Here is a 19245-nt window from a genome sequence, read left to right as displayed (position 1 = left end):
ACGATGGTTCTTGTCTCCAGGCTGGCATCGGTCTCCAGGCCGGCGCTTGGTCCTGCGGCCGCCGTTTTCTTGGCATTCGCCACGCTGATGACGGCTCAAGCCGCCGAGGGCATCGCGACTTTCGCCGGTCGCTCGAGGATCGTGGCTATTGGTGGCTCGATCACCGAGATCGTCTACGCGCTCGGCGAGCAGGATCGGCTGGTTGCCCGCGATTCGACCAGCCGTTACCCCGAGGCGGCGCTCAAGCTGCCTGATGTCGGCTACATGCGCCAGCTTTCGCCGGAGGGTGTGCTGTCGGTCAATCCGTCGGGCATATTGGCCCTGCACGGCAGCGGACCGAAGGAAGCCGTCGACGTCTTGAAGAAATCAAGCATACCGTTCATCGAGGTGCCCGAGCGCTATGATAATCAAGGCATTCTCGAAAAGATCCACATCGTCGGCAAGGCGCTCGGCACCGAGGCCAAGGCCGATGCGCTGGCGGCCCAGACAGACGCCAAGCTGAAGGCAGCTGAAAAGCAGACCGCCTCGATCAAGGAGCGCAAGCGCATCCTGTTCGTGCTGTCGATCCAGGGCGGCAGGCTGCTTGCCGCCGGCAGCGACACCGCCGCCGACGGCATCATCAAGCTGTCGGGCGGCATCAACGCCATCGATGGCTTTGCCGGCTACAAGCAATTGTCGGACGAGGCAGTCATCACCGCCAGGCCCGACGTGATCCTGATGATGAACAATGCCGGGCCGGCCACCGCGGATGACGAATTGTTTTCGAACCCTGCCGTGGCTTCGACGCCGGCGGGTGCCGCCCGCAAGCTGATCCGCATGGACGGCGGCTATCTGCTCGGCTTCGGCCCGCGCACGGCCGACGCCATCCATGATCTCGCCGTCTCGCTCTATGGCAGCCAGGTCGCGGATTGAGCGCGATGGCCGATCATTCGATCGCCGGTGCGACGGGCATCATGGCGACGGCAGGTGACCGTTCGCGGCGTGCCTGCCTCGTCATCGTGCTACTCTGCGTCGGGCTGGTTATCGCCGTGCTGTTGTCGCTGACCTCCGGCGCGTCCGATGCCTCGGCCATCGGTGTCATGCACAACTGGCTGTTCGGCGCGTTGCCCGGCGACGCGGCGTTGAGCGCCCGCGACCGCCTGATCATCCATGACATCCGTCTGCCGCGCATCATTCTGGGCGTGCTGATCGGTGCATCGCTTGCCGTCTCCGGTGCCGTCATGCAGGGGTTGTTCCGCAATCCGCTGGCCGACCCCGGCCTGATCGGCGTTTCGGCTGGATCGAGCCTCGGTGCGGTCGCCGTCATCGTGCTTGGTTCGACCATGCTGGCGCCGCTAACTTCGGCGCTCGGCACGCTGGCTCTGCCGCTGGCTGCGTTCTGCGGCGGGCTGGCGACGACATTGCTGCTCTATCGGGTCGCGACACGACAAGGCCGGACCTCGGTCGCCACCATGCTGCTCGCCGGCATCGCGCTGGCGGCGCTTGCCATGGCGCTGACCGGCATCCTGATCTTCATGGCCGACGACCGGCAATTGCGCGACCTGACCTTCTGGCAGCTCGGTTCGCTGGGCGGCGCAACCTGGCAGAAGATCGGCTCGGTCGGGCCGGTCATCGTGCTGGCGCTGGCGGCAATGCCGTTCCTGGCGCGCGGCCTCAACGCGCTGGCGCTTGGCGAGGCCACCGCCGGCCATCTCGGCATCCCGGTGCAGCGGCTGAAATACACCGCCATCATCGGCGTCTCGGCAGCGGTCGGCGCCTCCGTCGCGGTCAGCGGCGGCATCGGCTTCGTCGGTATCGTCGTACCGCATTTGCTGCGTTTGCTGATTGGCCCGGACAACCGCTATCTGCTGCCTGCATCGGCACTGCTTGGTGCGGCGCTGCTGCTTTTGGCCGACGCCGTCGCCCGCACCATCGTCGCCCCGGCCGAATTGCCGATCGGCATCGTCACCGCGGTCGCCGGCGCACCGTTCTTCCTGTGGATACTGCTGCGTAAGCGCGGCGTCATCGACCTGTGAGAGACTGTTTGGAAACTCTACTCTGGCGGCCATCTGATGGCGTTTTTCTGCGCTTCCGGTGCTCACGGACCCAAATGTCCGCTCCGCTCCGGTTCTCGAAACCACCACCATATGACTCGCCAGAGCGAATTTCGAAACAGTCTCTAAGAGGGTTTTTATGATCGAAGCGCGCGATGTCTCGGTGGCGATCGGCGGCAAGCGCATTGTCGCCAATGTCGATTTCGAGGCGCGGCCGGGCGAAATCGCGGCCATTGTCGGCCCCAACGGTTCGGGCAAGACGACCTTCCTCAGAGCAATGTCCGGCGATCTTGGCTATTCGGGAGAGGTCACCGTCAACGGCCGCAATCTATCGGCGATGAAGCCGGTCGAGGCGGCGACGGTCCGTGCAGTGCTGCCGCAGGCGACGACGCTGTCCTTCCCGTTCACCGTGCGCGAGATCGTCAGGCTAGGCCTGGTCGGCGGGCGCTCCGGCGCCTTGCCCGGCGAGGACCAGCGCCTGCCCGAACGGGCGCTGGCTCGCGTCGACCTCGAGGGTTTTGCCGGCCGCTTCTACCAGGAGCTATCCGGCGGCGAACAGCAGCGCGTGCAGCTTGCCCGCGTTCTGTGCCAGGTCTGGGCGCCGGTGCTCGACGGCAAGCCGCGCTATCTGTTCCTCGACGAGCCGGTGTCCAGCCTCGACATCAAGCACCAGCTAATCATCATGGACATCGCTCGCGATTTCGCCAGACGCGGCGGCGGCGTGGTCGCCATCCTGCACGACCTCAATTTGACGGCGATGTATGCCGACCGGATTTTCGTCATGCATCGCGGCAGGCTCGCCGCTACAGGTTCGCCGCAACAGGTGCTCAGCGACGAGCTGATCGAAAAGGTCTTCGATTGCCGGCTGAAGGTCGGCGTGTTGCCGGCCGCAAACATGCCGTTCATATTGCCGCAATCGGCGGCTTAGGCAATCAGGAAACTCAGGCGGCCGGCGCCCTTTGCACCAGCATGTCAATGCCGAGCAGGTGCCGCACATTCGGGCGCGCCGCCACCAGATCGGCGATCGTGTAGCGCGACAGCACGGCGAAGAAGGCGTTGAGCGCTTCGCGCAATGCCGAATTCAAGGCGCAGCTGTCGACCAGCGGGCATTCGGCGGCGTCGTTCTCGAAGCACTCGGCCATGGCAAAGCTTTCCTCCGTCACCCGCACGACATCGAACAGGCTGATTGATTCGGCCGCACGGCCGAGCCTGACGCCGCCATTCCGGCCGCGCACCGTTTCGATCAGCCCGTGCTGGACCAGCGGCTGCAGGATCTTGAACAGGAAAAGTTCCGATACCGAATAGGCGGCGGCGATCTCGGGGATGCGGCTCAACCGTTCGGTGTTGGCGGCGCAATACATCAGAATGCGCATGGCGTAGTTTGTCTGACGGGTAAGCCGCATCGTGTCCTCACATAGCAGTGGTTGGCGTCAATATGGCCTATAGTTTGGAACAATTCCAGACTGGCGCTGCATAATAGATGAATTCCGGCGTCAAGTTTGCGTGCACGATTGCGCGCGCTGAAACCAGCGGCGCGCTTTCCGGGGCAGGCGGCACTAGATAAGTTCGCATACACGATCAGGAGCGGCCCATCATGTCTCGACCAGCCCCGGCATTTGCATCTGTCGCGTCCGCCCGGTTCGATGCCGATGCCAAGCTTTCGGCGCTCAGGCGCACCAAGTTCGTTGCCGCCGCAGCACTTGCGTTTTGCGTGCTGGTCTTTGCGGTGGCGAAATCGCTCGAGAGCCGGCATGCGTGGCTGGGCTTCGTCGCCGCTTTCGCCGAGGCGGCGACGATCGGCGGGCTGGCCGACTGGTATGCGGTGGTGGCGCTGTTTCGGCGGCCGCTTGGCCTGCCGATCCCGCATACGGCCATCATCCCGGAAAACCAGAACCGCATCGCCGACAATCTCGGCCGCTTCATCGAGGTCAATTTCCTGGCGCCGGAACCGGTGCGCGAAAAGCTTGCCGAGGTGGACTTTTCGGCGCTGGTCGCGGACTGGCTGGCCGACCCGAACCGCGCCGCCGATTTGTCGCGTTTCGTTGGCCGGCTGGTGCCGCAGACGCTGGTAGCGGTCGAGCAGTCCGGGCTGCGCGGATTCGTCACCAGCCGCATGCTGGAGCAGATCGAGAAGGTACCGCTGGCGCCGCTCGCCGCCGAGCTGCTGTCGGCGCTGACCGACGATCGCCGCCACCAGAAACTGTTCGACGAGTTCACCAAGGTGGTCGGCCGCTTTCTGAGCGACGAGCAGGCGCTGGCGACGATGCGCGAGAAGATCCGCGAGGAACTGCCGTCGCTGTTCAACCTGTTTCGCGCCGACGCCTATCTGTTGAAGAAGATCGTTGCGTCGGCCGGCTCGCTGCTCGATGAGGTGCGGGCCGATCCGCACCACCCGATGCGAGCCGAATTCGACCTTTTCGTCGAAACCTTCGTCGAGCGGTTGAGGACATCCAAACAATATGCCAGGCGCGCCGAAAAGCTGAAGCGCGATTTCCTTGCCCGGCCAGAGCTCAGCGCGCTGGCCGGCGATATGTGGGACAGCTTGCGGCTGTTCATCGAACAGGACGCCAAGGCGCCGAATTCGATGATCCGCGACCATCTCGCCACCATGTTCGTCGATGTCGGCCGCCATCTTGCCGACGACGCGCAGATCAGGGCCGACATGAACCAGGGCTTCATCGTGGCGCTGGCCTCCTTCGTTGAAAGCCAGAAAAGCGGCGTGTCGAAGTTCATCGCCGACCAGGTCAAGCGCTGGGACCTCGCGCAACTGACAAGGCTTATAGAAATGAACATCGGCAAGGACCTGCAATATATCCGCTTCAACGGCATGATCATCGGTGGCCTTGCCGGGCTCGTGCTCTACATCGCCGAACGGCTGTTTCTCGTCGGCTGACTCGTCCGAATGGACCGCTGAGCTTCGCTGCACTATCTTCGGTGCAGTGGCGGCGTTCACGGCAACAGGGGGGGAGAACCAGCATGGCGAAACGACCGGAGTCTGAGTCCTTCATCGACATGTTCGGCAAGTTCGGCCGCGACCTGAAGCTGCCGAATGTCGACGTCGAGGCGATCCTCGCTCACAACCGCAAAAACTTGGAAGCGCTGGAGAAGTCGGCCCGGGCGAGCGCCGCCGGAGCCTCGGCGCTGTTGTCAAGGCAACGCGAGATGCTGCAGGACACGCTGCGCGAAATCACCGACATGGCACAAAACTACAGGGCGCCCGGCAATCCGCAGGAAATGATGCAGAAGCAGGCGGCGTTCGCCAGGAAATCCTTCGAGACCGCGCTGAAGAATGCCGGCGAGATGGCCGAACTGGCGAGGGCGTCCGGTAGCGAATCGATCGAAATCCTGCGCAGCCGCATCAAGGAGGCGATGGAGGAGATCCGCGCCGGCCACCACAAGAGGTAAGCTGTTCCCGGCAGCACGCTTGCCCGCAGCGAAGACCGGCGATTCGCGGCCGAAGATTATGGGCTGGAATCGCACTGGCGAATTGACAGGGGCGGCCGGTCGTGGTCCGGAACAGGCAAGCGATCGGGAAAGCAGGAATGACGCAGATACGGCCGAGGACGCCGCCGACCTTCGAGCAACTCAGGGCGATGGCCGGGCAGGAGTTGGGCGTTTCGGACTGGACGTTGGTCGATCAGCACCGCATCGACCAGTTTGCCGAATGCACTGGCGATCATCAATGGATCCATGTCGATCCCGAGCGGGCGAAGCGGCAAAGCCCGTTCCGCACCACGATCGCGCATGGCTATCTGACCCTGTCGATCATCGGCGCGCTGGCGCTCGAGATGGGGATCGTGCCCGAAAACACGCAGGCCGCGTTCAACTACGGTTTCGACAAAGTGCGTTTCGTGGCGCCGGTCAGGGTCGGCTCGCGAATCAGGCTGCGCACCACGCTGTTGTCGATGGAAGACAAAGGTCCGGGGCAGTATTTGATGAAGGCTGCCAATACAGTCGAGATCGAAGGCGAGCAAAAGCCGGCGCTGACCGCCGAGACGCTCGTCATGCTTTATGCACGCCGCAAGCGGGCAGGGGCCTGAGGGCACAGCCTCAGGCCAGCAGGCTTCCGGCAGCGCAATCAACGCGACATCGCCTCTTCAAGCGCCCTGAAAATCCGGTCGTCTCCCGATTGGGCGACGTTGAAGCGCATGTAACGGCTGGCCGAACGGGACAGGCTGAACGCATTGCCGGGCGCAAGCACGACGTTGGCCGACAAAGCGTGACGAGCGACGTCCGCGGCATCTATTCCCTCCGGCAGCCTGCACCATAAAAACATGCCGGCCGGCTGATCTATCCACGGCACGATGCCGATTGCCCTGAGCCGAGTGCCGGTTTCTTCCATGGCGTGCGAGAGCCGCGCGCGCAGCAGATCGACGTGCTTGCGATAGAGGCCGTCCTTCAGCAACGTCAGCACCAGTTCGGATGCAAGTCGCCCGCTGCCAAAGGATGTGGCAATCTTGAGATCGGTCAAACCTTCCATCCAGTCGCGAGGAGCGGCGATGAAGCCGCAGCGCACCGATGCCGACAGCGTCTTGGAAAAGCTTCCGATATGGATGACCCGGCTGAGGCCGTCGAAGGCCGCCAGCCTGGGCGTAGGCGTGTGTTCGAAATCGGCGAAGATATCGTCCTCGATGATCGTCAGCCCCGACTGGTCGGCGAGCTTCAGCACCCGATGGGCAACGACCGGGGACAATATCGCGCCGGTCGGATTATGGAGCGCCGAATTGGTGATGTAGAGGCGCGGCCGGTGCTCGTTCAGCGCCTGCGCGAACAGTTCGATGTCCGGCCCCGAGCGCGTGTAGGGGACACTGATCACCTTGGCCCGATGGGCGCGCAACAGGGCATGGAAGTTGAAATAGCACGGATCGTCGACCAACACCGTGTCACCCGGTTCGAGCAGGAACCGGCACAGCAGGTCGATCGCCTGAGTGCCCGATTCCGTCAGCATGATCTGTTCCGGGGACGCTTCGATGCCGTGCTCGGCCATGCGCCGCGCCAGCAGATGTCGCAACGCCCGCAACCCGAGCGGCGTGCCGTAATCGGTCAGCGCTGCGTCGTCGGCGCGGGCCATCGTCCGCAGCGCGCGACGCAATCCGGTCTCGGGCATCCATGACGCCGGCAACCAGCCGCAACCCGGTTTCAGGACGCCGTCGCCGGCTTCCAGCGATTGGCGTGAGACCCAGAGCGGGTCGACAGCACGGTCAAGCCTGGGGCCGATCTCGGCCAGCGACAGCGGAGCCAGCGGTCCGGCGGCATAGAAGCCCGAGCCTGGCCGCGAGCGGATCATGCCTTCCGCCGCAAGTCGTTCATAGGCTTCGACCACGGTGGATTTGGAAACCTGCATGGCCTTGGCGAGAGCCCGGATCGAAGGCAGCCGCATTCCCGGTGTCAGGCTGCGCGAGGCGATCCTGTGCCTGATCGTCGCCATGACGCTTTCGACAAGCGTCCGGCTGCCTTCATCTGTTGTCGTCTGCTCGTCCATCCGTACTGCTCGCCCCACCATGACAGTTTTGTCAAACTGTACCTGATTGTCTCTGGCGGAGCCATACGCTCGGCCCGATAGAGGGCGAAATCAGCGGGGCATCTATGGACAAGGCGGCGAGTAGCTGGGCGGCGAGCAGTTGGGCGGCGAGTGGCTGGGCGGCAAGTGGCTGGGTCAACGGGTTCATCGGCGTGCTGATCTTCAGCGGTTCGCTTCCGGCGACGCGCGTGGCGGTGATGGATTTCGATCCGGTGTTCGTAACGGTCGCCCGTGCGGCTTCGGCGGGCATCCTCGGCCTGGCGCTGCTGCTTCTCTTTCGCCAGAAGCGCCCGGAGCGGCGAGATCTGTTCCCGCTGGCGATCGTGGCGCTTGGCGTCGTGGTCGGCTTTCCCCTGCTGACAGCGCTGGCGCTCAAGCACATCACGTCGGCTCACTCCATCATTTTCGTCGGCCTGTTGCCGTTGGCGACCGCGATCTTCGGCGTGGTTCGAGGCGGCGATCGCCCGAAGCCGGCGTTCTGGCTGTTCTCCTGCCTCGGCAGCGCCCTTGTTGCCGGTTTTGCAGTCACGCAAGGCCTGTCGGTCTCGCCGCTCGGCGACATCCTGATGCTGGCCGCCATCATCGTGTGCGGATTGGGCTATGCGGAGGGAGCGGCGCTGTCGCGCAAACTCGGTGGTTGGCAGGTGATTTCGTGGGCGCTGGTGCTGTCGCTGCCCCTCATGCTGGCGCTGACGTTCATCACCATGCCGCCGTCGCTCGAAAGTGCAGGCAGAGGCGCATGGATAGGCCTGGCCTATGTTTCGCTGTTCAGCATGCTGATCGGTTTCGTGTTCTGGTATCGCGGCCTGGCGCAAGGCGGCATCGCCGCGGTCGGGCAGTTGCAACTGCTGCAGCCCTTCTTCGGCCTTGGGCTGGCGGCAGCGCTGCTGCATGAGCAGGTCAGTCCCGCCATGATCGCCGTCACCGCCGCCGTCGTGCTTTGCGTCGTCGGTGCCAAGAGATATGCGAAATAGGTGCGCCAGCGCACTCTTGACTCGATACAATCGCGTCCAATTGATACCAAGAGCTGCCGACCTGGCGGAACGACGTCTCGAGGTGCCGAGTCGGCCAGAGTGGCACAAAGGCGCGAGGTGGCCTCACGTCGGCGTGGAGGAAAAAGGGACGATTTTGGTGCCTGGGGTCCAGAAGATAGTCTTGTCCTCCGGCGGCGAGGTGGCCGTCCGGACGGCTGGTGACGCTTCCAAGCCCGCGCTCGTGCTGCTGCACGGCTTTCCTAGCTCTTCGCGGACGTTTCGCGACGTGATCGCGCCGCTCTCCGGCAGCGCCTATGTCGTGGCGCCTGACCTGCCGGGCTTCGGCGCGTCCGATCTGCCGCCCGAGCCATCGTTCGACATGCTGGCCAGCGCGATTGAAGAGCTGCTCTCGCGTCTCAACGTTGGCCGCAGGTTTCTTTATCTGCATGATTTCGGAACCCCGGTAGCGCTTCATCTCGCCATGCGCGCGCCGGAACTCGTCGAAGGCCTCGTTATCCAGAATGCCAATGCCCACCGCTCCGGTTTTGGTCCGCAATGGGCAGACACATTGGATTTCTGGGCTGCGCCGAATGCGGCGAATGAGCAGGCCGCCACCGCCCATCTGACCCTCGAGGGAACACGCGACCAGTACGTCGCCGGGCTGCCAGCCGAGATCGCGGCGCGGGTCGATCCAGGTAATTGGATTGAAGACTGGCGGGTCATGTGTCTGCCGGGACGACTTGATCTGCAGAAGGCGCTGATTGCCGACTACGGCCGGTACGTCGACCGGTTCGGGGAAGTTGCTGATTATCTGGCGAAGCATCAGCCCCGAGCGATGCTTCTTTGGGGTCGCCACGATGCCTTCTTCGACATTGCAGAGGTTCAGTCGTGGCTTGTGGATCTTCCCCGGATGGAAGCTCACGTCTTCGACGCAGGCCATTTTCTTCTGGAGACGCATGCGCCCAAGGCTGCTGGACTGATGCTGGAGTTCGTCGCCGGCGGCTCAGCTTAGCGCGCTGGCCGCGGCGACCAGAAATAGTCGCAAGGATCAGCGCCGCCACTACCAGGGCCGTCGCCACCTGGAAAGTGACCTGCATCCCTCGTGCGGCTGCCGCAGGTGCTAATATGGCCAAGCCAGTTCCTTCGCTTCCGCCAGCCGATGCGAAGGCAAACACCGCGCCCATCACCGACGCACCGGTGATCAGGCCGAGATTGCGCGACAGATTGAGAAGGCCGGAGACGACGCCGCGCTGGTCGGGTGCCACGCCGGTCATCACGGCTGAATTGTTGGAGGTCTGAAACAGGCTGTAGCCGGTGCAGACGATGATGATCGGCACGATATAGCCGGCAATACCGAATTCCGCCCGCGACAGAGCAAAAGTACCAATAGCGAGATCGAACAGGCCGACGATCGTGATCCGGTGCGCCCCGAAACGATCGACCAGGCGTCCGGCCGGCAGCGCCGCCAATGCGGTAACCAGAGGGCCGGTCGACAGAACCAGCCCGACCATGGCTGCGTCTAGCCCAAGCGTGCGCGACAGATAGAACGGCGCGACCACCAGCGTCGCCATCATCACGGTGGCGACGATCAGGCTCATGGCGAGGCTTGCGTTCAACGCCTGATCGCGGAGCCTCGCAGGTTGAATCAAAGGGTTCTCGGCCCTTGTCTGCGCAATCACGAACAGCAGGCCAGCCACGGCGGCGGCAATCAGCAAGCCGATATTGAGAGAACCAAAACTGCCGCGCCCAAGAGTCATGGCGAGCGCATAGGCGGCCAGCGTCAGAGCAAGTAAGGCCGTGCCGATCCCGTCGAAACCCCGCCGATCTGGCGTCTTTTTTCCGGCCGGCAGGACGCGCCAGGCAAGCGCGAAGGCCAGCGCCCCCAACGGCAGATTGATGAGGAAGATCGCGCGCCAGCCGAGGCCGGCGATCAGCAATCCGCCAAGCGACGGGCCAAGCGTGGTGCCGATCGCCGACATGGCGCCGAGCAGGCCCATGGCGCTGCCGGTTTTTCCCCGGGGAACCGTGTCCGCGACAAAGGCCAGCGTAAGAGCCATCATGACAGCCGCGCCGAGCCCCTGTGCCGCCCGTGCGGCGATCAGCAGCCAGAGCGTCGGGGCAAGCCCGCAAAGCACGGATGCGAAGGTGAACAGGGCAATGCCGCCGAGCAATAGCGGGCGGCGGCCGAATATGTCGGCGAGCCGTCCGGCGCTGACGACCAGGGTGGTGATGGCGAGCAGATAGGCAAGAACGACCCATTGCACGAGCTGGAACGATGCGCCGAACGCCTGCATCAGCGATGGCAGCCCGACGCTGGCGATGCTGGTGGCGAGCGACGACAGCAGCGTTGAAAGCGACAGGCTTGCCAATGCCCATCGGGTCGAGCGTGCGCTCACCGGGGCAACTTCGCCCCAGGTCTTTTCAGCGGTCGATGCCAAGGTGAACTCCTTTGCCGTCAGCCCCAAATCGGAGCTGTCGGAGGCTATTCCCTCGCATGATGTGGCGGAAGGCGCAGTATTTGCATCTTATTCGTGCATGAAACGCCACATTACGGCTGAGCTGTGCTACGGTCCTTCCATGTCATCGCCCGATCTCAATCTGCTTGTCGCCCTTGATGTGCTGCTGAGCGAAGGCAGCGTCGCGCGCGCCGCCGGGCGGCTGCGCCTCAGTCCCTCGGCGATGAGCCGGACGTTGGCGCGGTTGCGCCAGGCGACAGGCGACCCATTGCTGGTTCGGGCTGGCCGCGGCCTGGTTGCGACACCGCGCGCGCTCGAATTGCAGCAACAAGTGGGCCGCGTCGTGCAGGATGCGGAAGCGCTGCTGCGCCCGGCCAGGCCCCTCGACCTCTCCGCTCTCGACAAGGTGTTCACGCTGCGCGCCAACGAAAGCTTCGTCGAAGAGTTTGCACCGCCTCTTGTGACCCGTGTCGAAGCGGATGCGCCTGGTGTGCGGCTGCGTTTTGCGCCGAAATCCGACAAGAGCGACATGTCGTTGCGCGACGCGGCGATTGATCTCGAAATCGGGGTTGCCAGTGAAACGAGCCCTGAAATGCGCATTCAGGCGCTGTTTCGCGACCGCTTCATCGGTGTGGTGCGAACGGGACATAAACTGAGCGAGGGCCCGGTGAGCCCGGAACGTTATGCGGCCGGTCGCCACATCAGCGTGTCGCGGCGTGGCCGCGAAAAGGGCCCGATCGACGAGGCCTTGAAACTGCTGGGTCTCCAGCGGACGGTTGCGTGCATGGTTTCCGGCTTCTCGGCCACGCTCGCCATGGCGCGCGCCTCTGATCTGATCGCCAGCGTCCCCGAACGGCACACGCAAGGCGCACGCGCCGGCATGCACAGCTTCCCATTGCCGGTCGATATCGAGGAGGTCACCATTTCGATGCTCTGGCATCCGCGGCTCGATGTCGATCCGGCGCAGCGCTGGCTGCGAGCCTGCGTGCGGGAGGTCTGCGCGTCGTTTCGTTGATCCAGACTCGGGGCGTGATCTAGAATCTGGTCACCACGCCGATGCCGATGCCTTCGAAGCCGCCCATCGCCATCAAAGCGGCCGGCGCTTCCTCGAGGCTGATCTTCTTGCCGACCAGCAGTTCGGGTTTGAGCTTGCCAGTGCGGATCATCTCCATCATCGCCTGGTAGCGAAACGCCTGCATGCCGTGGCTGCCGCGGATTTCGAGCTCGAATGCGATCACCTTGTCCATCGGAATCTGCGGCCTGGCATGGTCGCCGAGCATCAGGCCGACCTGCACGTGGCGCCCGCGGCGGCGCAGGTTCGCGATCGAATTGAACGAGGTTGTCGGGTGGCCGAGCGCGTCCATCGACATATGCGCGCCGCCATTGGTGATCTGCTTGACCGCCTTGACCACGTTCGGCGTGTTCGCCGCGTTGATCGTCGCCACCGCGCCGATCTTTTTGGCAAAGTCCAGCTTCTCGTCGGTGAGGTCGATGGCGACGACATTGGCGCCCATGGCGCTGGCGATCATGATCGCCGACAGGCCGACGCCGCCGCAGCCATGTACGGCCACCCATTCGCCGGGCGTCACGCGGCCCTGATCGACGATGGCGCGGAACGAGGTGACGAAGCGGCAGCCGAGGCTGGCGGCGGTGGCGAATTCCATCTCGTCGGGCAAGCGCATGAGATTGGTATCGGCATGGTCGATGGCGACATATTCGGCGAACGACCCCCAGGCGGTGAAGCCGGGCTGGAACTGGTGCTCGCAGACCTGATGGTTGCCCGACGTGCATTCGAAGCAGCGGCCGCAGCCGACGGCAAACGGCACGGTGACGCGCTCGCCGCCCTTCCAGCGGGTCACCTGGTTGCCTGCGGAGACCACGACGCCGGCCAGTTCGTGGCCCGGCACATGCGGCAGCCGGATGCCGTCGTCGTGGCCCATCCAGCCATGCCAGTCGCTGCGGCAGAGGCCAGTCGCCTCCACCTTGATGACGACGCCTTCCGGCGAAGGCGTCGGATCCGGCACCGTCTGGATCGTTGGCGTTTCGCCGAACTTTTCGAAAACGACGGCTTTCATGACAAGGCTTTCATAAGTTTCAATTCACTAAGGGCGCATTCGTCAGGCGGTTGTTCGGAGTTAGCTTGATGCCGGCGGCGTGTCGAGAAGCGGTTGCCGCTTTCGAAACCACTCGCTCGCTTCAGTATCCCACGGCCAGATGCCTTCGGTCGTAGGATAGATAAGCTGCATAACCCGGAAGCCCAGGCCGTCGTAGAACCAGATGTCCCAACCGAAATGTTCAGTGTAGTGCTCAACATGGACCGAGCCGAACTGACAGTCGAAGCCGCCTATGAAACCAGACGATCGCTGCCCGATGCGGAAAATCTCGCCGTTGCACACCCGTCTGCAGTATTGGTTGATGACAGACTGGGAAAGCTCTGGCTTCAGCCCGACAACGACCAGTTCAGGAGCATTGAAATTGTGCTCTATCCCCACCGAGTAGCTGAAAGGCGGATGCTCGCCTTCTTCCAGCACATACAGAATGTGGCAGCCATATTCTTCGATGTCGGCGAGCGTTTTCGCTTCATCTGGATCTTTGGCTTCTCTATTCGGCATCGATCTGGTTCTCCGGCGCGGCCTTCCGGAATGCCGGCAGCGCCATGCAGGCGGCATTGATGCGCGCGATCGTCGGGTAGGGCGTCATGTCGACGCCGAAGCGGGAATTGCTGGTGACCTGTGCGACCAGGCAGATGTCGGCCAGCCCCGGCGTGTCGCCATGGCAGAATGTCTTGGTCTCGGCCGAGGAAGCCAGAATCTTTTCAAGCGGCTGGAAGCCTTCGTTGACCCAGTGCCGGAACCAGTTGACGACATCCTGGTCGCCGGCACCGAACAGCGTGCGCAACGAGGTCAGCACGCGCAGATTGTTCACCGGATGGATGTCGCAGGCGATCATCTGCGCCAGCATTCTGACGCGGGCGCGGCCAGGCGCATCCTTGGGCAGCAGCGGCGGCTCGGGCGTGGTCTCGTCGAGATATTCGATTATCGCCAGCGATTGCGTCAGCAGCGTGCCATCGCTGAGGACCACCGCCGGCACCAGCCCTTGCGGATTGACCGCGAGGTAGGCGGGCTCCCGATGTTCGCCGTGGCGCAAATGATGCGGCACGTACTCGTAGGCAAGGCCCTTCATCTCCAGCGCGATCCGCACCCGGTAAGAGGTCGAGGAACGGTAGTAGTTATGGAGGACGATGTCGCTCATGGATCATGGGCCCGGTTGGCCGATGGTCAGTTCGATTTCGCCGATGCCGTCGACGCCACCGGTGATCTTTTCGCCCGGCCCAACGGCGCCGACGCCGGCCGGCGTGCCGGTGAAGATCAGGTCGCCGGGCCGGAGTTCTACCGCCTCGCTGCAAATCGAGACGATGTCGGGAACCGGCCAGATCAGTTCGGCAAGGTCGCCGTCCTGCCTGATCTCGCCGTCGACGGCGAGCCAGATGCGGCCTTTTTCGGGATGACCGGATTTTTGCGCCGGGACCAGCGGGCCGCAGGGCGCTGAACGGTCGAAGGCTTTCGACCAGTCCCACGGCCTTGCCGCCTTTTTCGCCTCGTCCTGAAGGTCGCGGCGGGTCAGGTCGACGCCGACGCCGTAACCCCAGACATGGTTCAGCGCCCGCTGGCGCGGGATGCGAGAGCCGGCCTTGCCGATCGCGACGACCAGCTCGATTTCGTGGTGCAGGTTTCGGGTCAGCGGCGGGTAGGGGATCGTGGCGCCCGAACCGACTGCCGCGTCGACCACTGCGTCGCCCGGTTTGGTGAAGAAGAAGGGCGGGTCGCGCTCGTCATTGCCGAGCTCGCGGGCATGGGCGGCGTAGTTGCGGCCGACGCAGAAGATCCGGCGCACCGCAAAACGCTCCGGCGAGCTGGCCACGGCCACCGACGGGGTTGCGGGCAGGGGAAGGACGAAGCCGGTCATGCACTGTCTCTGTTCAGTGGATCTGTCGCCGGCACATTCGGCCGATTTGGGCAAACGGGCAAGGCATTGGATGGCGGAGGAGCAGGCCTGCCGCACGGTGCCGCGGAAATCGTCGGTCCATTCTGCTTTAGCCAGCCAAGATGGCAATGTACTATTTGGCAATAAGCTGGCCATGGTTGCCGGACTATTCTAGACCAGACCAGACCAGACCGAACCGAAGTGAAGCTAATGACCGCAGTCAACGATCGCGCCCGGTTCCTCATCATCGACGACCATCCGCTGTTTCGCGAGGCCCTGCACAGCGCAGTGCAGATGGCCTATCCGGAGGTCGACACGGTGGAAGCGCGCTCGATTGCCGAGGCGCTCGAGCTTCTGACGGATGCCAAGCCGTTCGACCTCGCATTGCTCGATCTCAGTATGCCCGACGTGCATGGCTTTGACGGGCTGCTGCAGCTCAGGACGCGTTATCCGCGCCTGCCGGTCGTCATCGTCTCCGGCTATGAGGAGCCGAAGATCATTTCCGAGGCGCTGTCCTACGGCGCGGCCGGCTTCATCCCGAAATCGGCACGCAAGAGCGATCTTGCCGCGGCCATCCGCTCGGTGATGGAAGGTGCGATCTATGTTCCTGGGACCTATGAAGGCCGGCCGCCCGACGCCGAGAGCACCGACCGCGCCGAGATGGTGCAGCGCCTGGCCACGCTGACGCCGCAGCAGCTCAAGGTGCTGCAGATGCTGCGCCAGGGCCTGCTCAACAAACAGATCGCCTACGAGCTGCAGGTCGGCGAGACCACGGTCAAGGCGCATGTCTCGGAAATCCTGCGCAAGCTCAACGTGTACAGCCGCACCCAGGCGGTGATCGAGGTCTCGAAGCTGGACAATGCCGAGCTGTTTCGGGATCAGGCGGGGTTTTGAGAGGGCTCGCCAAAAAAGCGCACCGTCACTGTAGTCGACCGCACTCGTGTCACCGCAATCGGACTAGACTAGCCACGGCTCTCACGTTCCTGACACCAGCTAAGCAACCCGCACCTCTCTAGTCAGATCAAATTCACACGGCGATTGCTCAGCAGCAGTTAGCCGCTTTCCCGCGTCTAGTAAAATGGCGGCCCCGGGTCCCACGTAGAATGCTTTAATTTTACTAAAGTGCTTTTTGAATACCCTGTTAAAAATCTTCATTAGCTCCTGAGCAAGCGGCGCGTCGGAGGCTGTTGCCACGCGGCCATTTATGACAACATCTTCACCCCATCGCCCACCGGGGGACAGCGTCACTGTGTCCGGATTGCTAAGCTGATCTAACAAATATCGGATACCCGAGACTGTTTTTATCTGCCTCACCTCAATCGGAATGTCGCGGCCAGTGACAAGAAATGATTGACCGCTGGAAGCCGATTCAGTGGCTGATTGCCCAAGGCTGGAAATCTGCCTTCCGTTGCCAAAAGTTTCGAATTCATCGTGGGAAACTGACCCATGAGAATGTATTTTATCGGAATTTCACGCTCTACAGCTTCCAACACAGGGAGAAGATCATCCTTTAACGCAAAGAAGTGAACCTGCTTCATATGAATTACCGCCTAGGCACAAGTAATGGCTGGAATACGGTGACCCGTGTGCTGGGAAGATACGACCAGTTCAAGCCAGCAAATGCGCCAGCAGCGCCCGTAGCTGCGCGGGCTTCAGCGGCTTGCGCATCAGCTCGATGCCAGCGGCGCGGGCGGCGTTGGCGACGGTCTCCGAACCGTCGGCGGTGACGATCAGCGCCGGCACGGCGCGGCCGAGATAATCACGGACCTCGGCGATTGTGGTGGTGCCGAGGTCGCCGCCGTCGAGATGCTGGTCGGCTATGACAATGTCTGGCAACCAGTCGGTATCGCCAAGCATGTCGAGCGCGTCACCGGTCGAGGTGGCGGGGCGCACCAGGCATTGCCAGCGCTCGAGCAGGGAGGTCATCGCCTGCAGCACCTCGATGTCGTTCTCGACCAGCAGCACCCTTGTGCCGAACAGCCCGTAGCCGCGCGGCCGCTCCATGTCGACGGTGCCGGCGATTGGATCGGCCGTGTCGCCGATCCCGACCGGAACGTCGATATGGAAAATCGTGCCATGTCCGACCTTCGACGAAAACGTGACGGGATGGCCGAGTGCCGCGGCGATGCGGCGCACGATGGCCAGCCCCAACCCCAGCCCGCCGGCGGCAAGCCCGGCATCCGTCGGGATCACGCCCCGATGGAATTCCTCGAACACCGCCTCGCGCTGGTCGTCGGGGATGCCGCAGCCGGTATCGGCGACGTCGATGCGGATCGTGTCGCCGCGATGCCTGGTGCCGACCAACACCCCGCCCGAGCGGGTATAGCGCAGTGCATTGGACAGTATGTTCTGCAGGATGCGGCGCAGCAAGGTTCGGTCCGAACGAACGAGCGCATCGACCGGCCGGAACTTCAGCGTCAACCCCTTCATCTCCGCGACCGGCTGAAAATCCGAGCGCAGAGACGAAAACAGCGTCTCCAGGCTGACATCGGTGATGTCGGGCTGCACGACGCCGGCATCGAGCTTGGAAATGTCGAGCAAGGTGCGGAGCAGGTCCTCCATCGTCTCCAGCGATCGCTCGACCTGGCGGACCAGGTTTCTGCCTTCCTCGCTGGTCTGTACTTCGGCAAGCGCCGAGACCGACAGATGCGCGGCGTTCAGGGGCTGCAGCACGTCATGGCTGGCGGCCGCAAGGAACCTGGTCTTGGACAGGTTCGCCAGCTCGGCGTTTTCCTTGGCTGCGTTCAAGTCGATGTTCGACTGCTCCAGCCGGCGCAAGGTCGAATGCAGCTCTTCGGTACGGCTGCGCACCCGGCTCTCGAGCGAAATGGCGGTCTGGAACAGCGAAAAGGCATTGCCTTGCTGGTCCATGGAGCGCTCGACGCGGCTGATCAGCGCGGCGTTGATCTTCTTCAGCCTTTCCAGGTCGTCGATGTTCCTGAGCGGCATGCCGGATCCTACTCCGCCGCTTCGGCCGCATTGCGTTCACCGAAGGCGATGCCGGTGAAGGTCTGGTTCAGATGCATCGAACGGTACTGTTCGCCATAGGTGCCGAAGCCGAGGACGTTGTTGACCTTGTAGAGTTCCGAAATCTCGCGATAGACCTGCCGATTGCGCGCGTCGAGCCGGCGCAGCACGCAGTCGAAACCGAGGATCAGGTCGATGCCGCCAAGCCTTTCACTGACGTCGCTGAGAGCGGCGCGGGTCGCCTCGACCATGTCCTTAGGCTGGGCGACGGCAAGCACGACACCATCGTCGATGGCGCAGAAGAACGACAGCGAGCCATCCGCGTGCATCTTCTGGATTGAACGGCAGTAAAATTCGCCGCCGACTTTCACCACCACCGGATGCGAGGCAAAACTCAGTGGCGTCAGCATCTGCGCGACGACGCCGACCGAGGCGGCATATTCCTCGGCGGCAATGGTGGCGTTGAATTCGCGCACGATGCGGTGGTCGGGATCGGATGCCGTCACCACCAGCTTCTCGTCGGTGGGAACGAAATTGTCGGTCTTGAACACGTGGAAAGGAATTTCCGTGGTGATCAGCACGATGATGGCGCTGTCGGAGGTCACTTTGCCGTTCGAGATCAGCCGCGTTGTCTCGAATTTCAAGTCATCGCCAGCCGACCCGCCGATCAATGGAATATCGTCGAGCCCCCAATGGATGGCGGAGGTCACCGCTTCTTCGGCATAGGACAGCCCGTCGATCAAGCAGAGCGCGAAAGTGGTGTCGGCTCGCTCGTGCCCGAGGCGCTCGCGTAACGAACGCCTCAGCGCCTCGACTTCGCCGGTAATCCCGTCCATGCCCGATGAGGACAGATTTTCGACCATGGTGCTGGCTGCCGAAAACGAGGCGGAGGGAAGCAGCATCGCCAGGATCTGGCCTTCCTCCAGCCCTTTGGGCGTTATCTCACCGGCCGTCGAGCAGCCGGCATAGTGGAGCGCCGGCGCGCGGGTCTTCAGGGCTTTCGACAGGGCGACGGCCTCTATGAGCCTCTGCGAGAAAAACAGGAGGGCAAACCCGGCGTCAATGGCCACTGCTTCCGCTGCCACCGCCCGGGCGAAGGCATCCGCGTCGGATTCGTCGGTCGTGAGCACCGAGAGGCCGCATGCATAGCGCGTCCGTGACTTGGCCAGCGGCTTCCTCCTCCATTTCCTCCGACGCTTTTTTTGTGCGCGTCTGGCGCGCCGGCGTCGAGGTCATTGTTGTCTTGAAGCGGCGCTTTGGCAATGAGCCAACATGATGGATTTGAAGTTTCTACCGTTTGACAGCGTCAG

General features: G+C 63.2%; 18 protein-coding genes and 1 pseudogene. 10 read left to right on the top strand and 9 right to left on the bottom strand.

From position 1 onward, the window contains the following. Positions 1–3 precede the first annotated feature (3 nt). The 3 genes from NKJ12_RS20320 to NKJ12_RS20310 all read left to right on the top strand — a co-directional run bounded on the left by NKJ12_RS20320 (position 4) and on the right by NKJ12_RS20310 (position 2961). Positions 4–912: a heme/hemin ABC transporter substrate-binding protein gene (locus tag NKJ12_RS20320; RefSeq protein WP_352505794.1), complete on the top strand. Its 909-nt coding sequence runs from the start codon at positions 4–6 to the stop codon at positions 910–912. Between the two features lie 5 nt (positions 913–917). Then, positions 918–2015, top strand: a complete 1098-nt coding sequence (locus NKJ12_RS20315; RefSeq protein WP_352505795.1) for a FecCD family ABC transporter permease — start codon at positions 918–920, stop codon at positions 2013–2015. Positions 2016–2172: 157 nt separating this feature from the next. Next, a complete protein-coding gene (locus NKJ12_RS20310; RefSeq protein WP_352704618.1) occupies positions 2173–2961 on the top strand; it encodes a heme ABC transporter ATP-binding protein in 789 nt (262 codons plus the stop codon). Positions 2962–2974: 13 nt separating this feature from the next. Here the strand turns inward: NKJ12_RS20310 and rirA are convergent, their stop codons facing one another. Beyond that, positions 2975–3436 (bottom strand): iron-responsive transcriptional regulator RirA, encoded by a 462-nt coding sequence (gene rirA / locus NKJ12_RS20305; RefSeq protein ID WP_352704616.1) that lies wholly within the window; start codon positions 3434–3436, stop codon positions 2975–2977. 191 nt (positions 3437–3627) lie between these two features. Between rirA and NKJ12_RS20300 the strand changes: the two genes are divergently transcribed. The 3 genes from NKJ12_RS20300 (at position 3628) to NKJ12_RS20290 (ending at position 6073) form a co-directional block, all read left to right on the top strand. Beyond that, positions 3628–4926 (top strand): DUF445 domain-containing protein, encoded by a 1299-nt coding sequence (locus tag NKJ12_RS20300; RefSeq protein ID WP_352704614.1) that lies wholly within the window; start codon positions 3628–3630, stop codon positions 4924–4926. Positions 4927–5009: 83 nt separating this feature from the next. Further along, on the top strand, positions 5010–5438 hold the full coding sequence (locus tag NKJ12_RS20295; RefSeq protein WP_352704612.1) for a phasin family protein: 429 nt from the start codon (positions 5010–5012) through the stop codon (positions 5436–5438). 137 nt (positions 5439–5575) lie between these two features. Continuing rightward, positions 5576–6073: a MaoC family dehydratase gene (locus tag NKJ12_RS20290; RefSeq protein WP_254818237.1), complete on the top strand. Its 498-nt coding sequence runs from the start codon at positions 5576–5578 to the stop codon at positions 6071–6073. A gap of 38 nt (positions 6074–6111) precedes the next feature. On the opposite strand, the gene NKJ12_RS20285 is transcribed toward NKJ12_RS20290, so the two are convergent. Next, positions 6112–7515 carry an aminotransferase-like domain-containing protein gene (locus NKJ12_RS20285; RefSeq protein WP_352704610.1) on the bottom strand — a complete coding sequence of 468 codons (1404 nt, stop codon included), beginning with the start codon at positions 7513–7515 and terminating at the stop codon, positions 6112–6114. A 104-nt stretch (positions 7516–7619) separates the two neighbouring features. Between NKJ12_RS20285 and NKJ12_RS20280 the strand changes: the two genes are divergently transcribed. After that, on the top strand, positions 7620–8528 hold the full coding sequence (locus tag NKJ12_RS20280; RefSeq protein ID WP_352704608.1) for a DMT family transporter: 909 nt from the start codon (positions 7620–7622) through the stop codon (positions 8526–8528). Next, positions 8518–9540, top strand: coding sequence for an alpha/beta fold hydrolase (locus NKJ12_RS20275; protein WP_352704606.1), 1023 nt, complete (start codon positions 8518–8520; stop codon positions 9538–9540). The genes NKJ12_RS20280 and NKJ12_RS20275 overlap by 11 nt, the downstream gene beginning before the upstream one ends. Before the next feature lie 193 nt (positions 9541–9733). Here NKJ12_RS20275 and NKJ12_RS20270 read toward each other — a convergent pair. Further along, positions 9734–10924, bottom strand: a pseudogene (locus NKJ12_RS20270) (MFS transporter); the annotation flags it as partial. A 181-nt stretch (positions 10925–11105) separates the two neighbouring features. Between NKJ12_RS20270 and NKJ12_RS20265 the strand changes: the two are divergent. Next, complete coding sequence (locus NKJ12_RS20265; RefSeq protein ID WP_352704605.1) at positions 11106–11999, top strand: LysR family transcriptional regulator; 894 nt, start codon at positions 11106–11108, stop codon at positions 11997–11999. 19 nt (positions 12000–12018) lie between these two features. On the opposite strand, the gene NKJ12_RS20260 is transcribed toward NKJ12_RS20265, so the two are convergent. Genes NKJ12_RS20260 through NKJ12_RS20245 form a run of 4 tightly spaced genes read right to left on the bottom strand, consistent with a single transcriptional unit; the run spans position 12019 to position 14950 of the window. Next, complete coding sequence (locus NKJ12_RS20260; protein WP_352704604.1) at positions 12019–13059, bottom strand: zinc-dependent alcohol dehydrogenase family protein; 1041 nt, start codon at positions 13057–13059, stop codon at positions 12019–12021. Positions 13060–13119: 60 nt separating this feature from the next. After that, entirely contained in the window at positions 13120–13596 is a 477-nt protein-coding gene (locus NKJ12_RS20255) for a DUF4262 domain-containing protein (protein WP_352704602.1), read from the bottom strand. Then, the gene (maiA, locus tag NKJ12_RS20250; RefSeq protein ID WP_352704600.1) at positions 13586–14236 is read right to left on the bottom strand and encodes a maleylacetoacetate isomerase; all 651 of its coding nucleotides are present in this window, start codon (positions 14234–14236) and stop codon (positions 13586–13588) included. Before maiA ends, NKJ12_RS20255 begins: the two co-directional genes overlap by 11 nt. 3 nt (positions 14237–14239) lie before the next feature. Continuing rightward, the gene (locus tag NKJ12_RS20245) at positions 14240–14950 is read right to left on the bottom strand and encodes a fumarylacetoacetate hydrolase family protein (protein WP_352704598.1); all 711 of its coding nucleotides are present in this window, start codon (positions 14948–14950) and stop codon (positions 14240–14242) included. 228 nt (positions 14951–15178) lie between these two features. Here NKJ12_RS20245 and NKJ12_RS20240 point away from each other — a divergent pair, with 228 nt between their 5' ends. After that, on the top strand, positions 15179–15862 hold the full coding sequence (locus NKJ12_RS20240) for a response regulator (protein WP_352704596.1): 684 nt from the start codon (positions 15179–15181) through the stop codon (positions 15860–15862). Positions 15863–16576: 714 nt separating this feature from the next. Here NKJ12_RS20240 and NKJ12_RS20235 read toward each other — a convergent pair. Together NKJ12_RS20235 and NKJ12_RS20230 are read right to left on the bottom strand one after the other, a co-directional pair. Beyond that, complete coding sequence (locus NKJ12_RS20235) at positions 16577–17917, bottom strand: ATP-binding response regulator (RefSeq protein ID WP_254818247.1); 1341 nt, start codon at positions 17915–17917, stop codon at positions 16577–16579. Positions 17918–17925: 8 nt separating this feature from the next. After that, entirely contained in the window at positions 17926–19065 is a 1140-nt protein-coding gene (locus tag NKJ12_RS20230; RefSeq protein ID WP_352704594.1) for an FIST N-terminal domain-containing protein, read from the bottom strand. Positions 19066–19245: the final 180 nt, after the last annotated feature.

This window comes from Mesorhizobium sp. M0195 (assembly GCF_040322115.1).
Lineage (GTDB): Bacteria > Pseudomonadota > Alphaproteobacteria > Rhizobiales > Rhizobiaceae > Mesorhizobium.
Note: the sequence above shows the minus strand (reverse complement) of the source record. Positions and strands in the feature narration are given on the sequence as shown.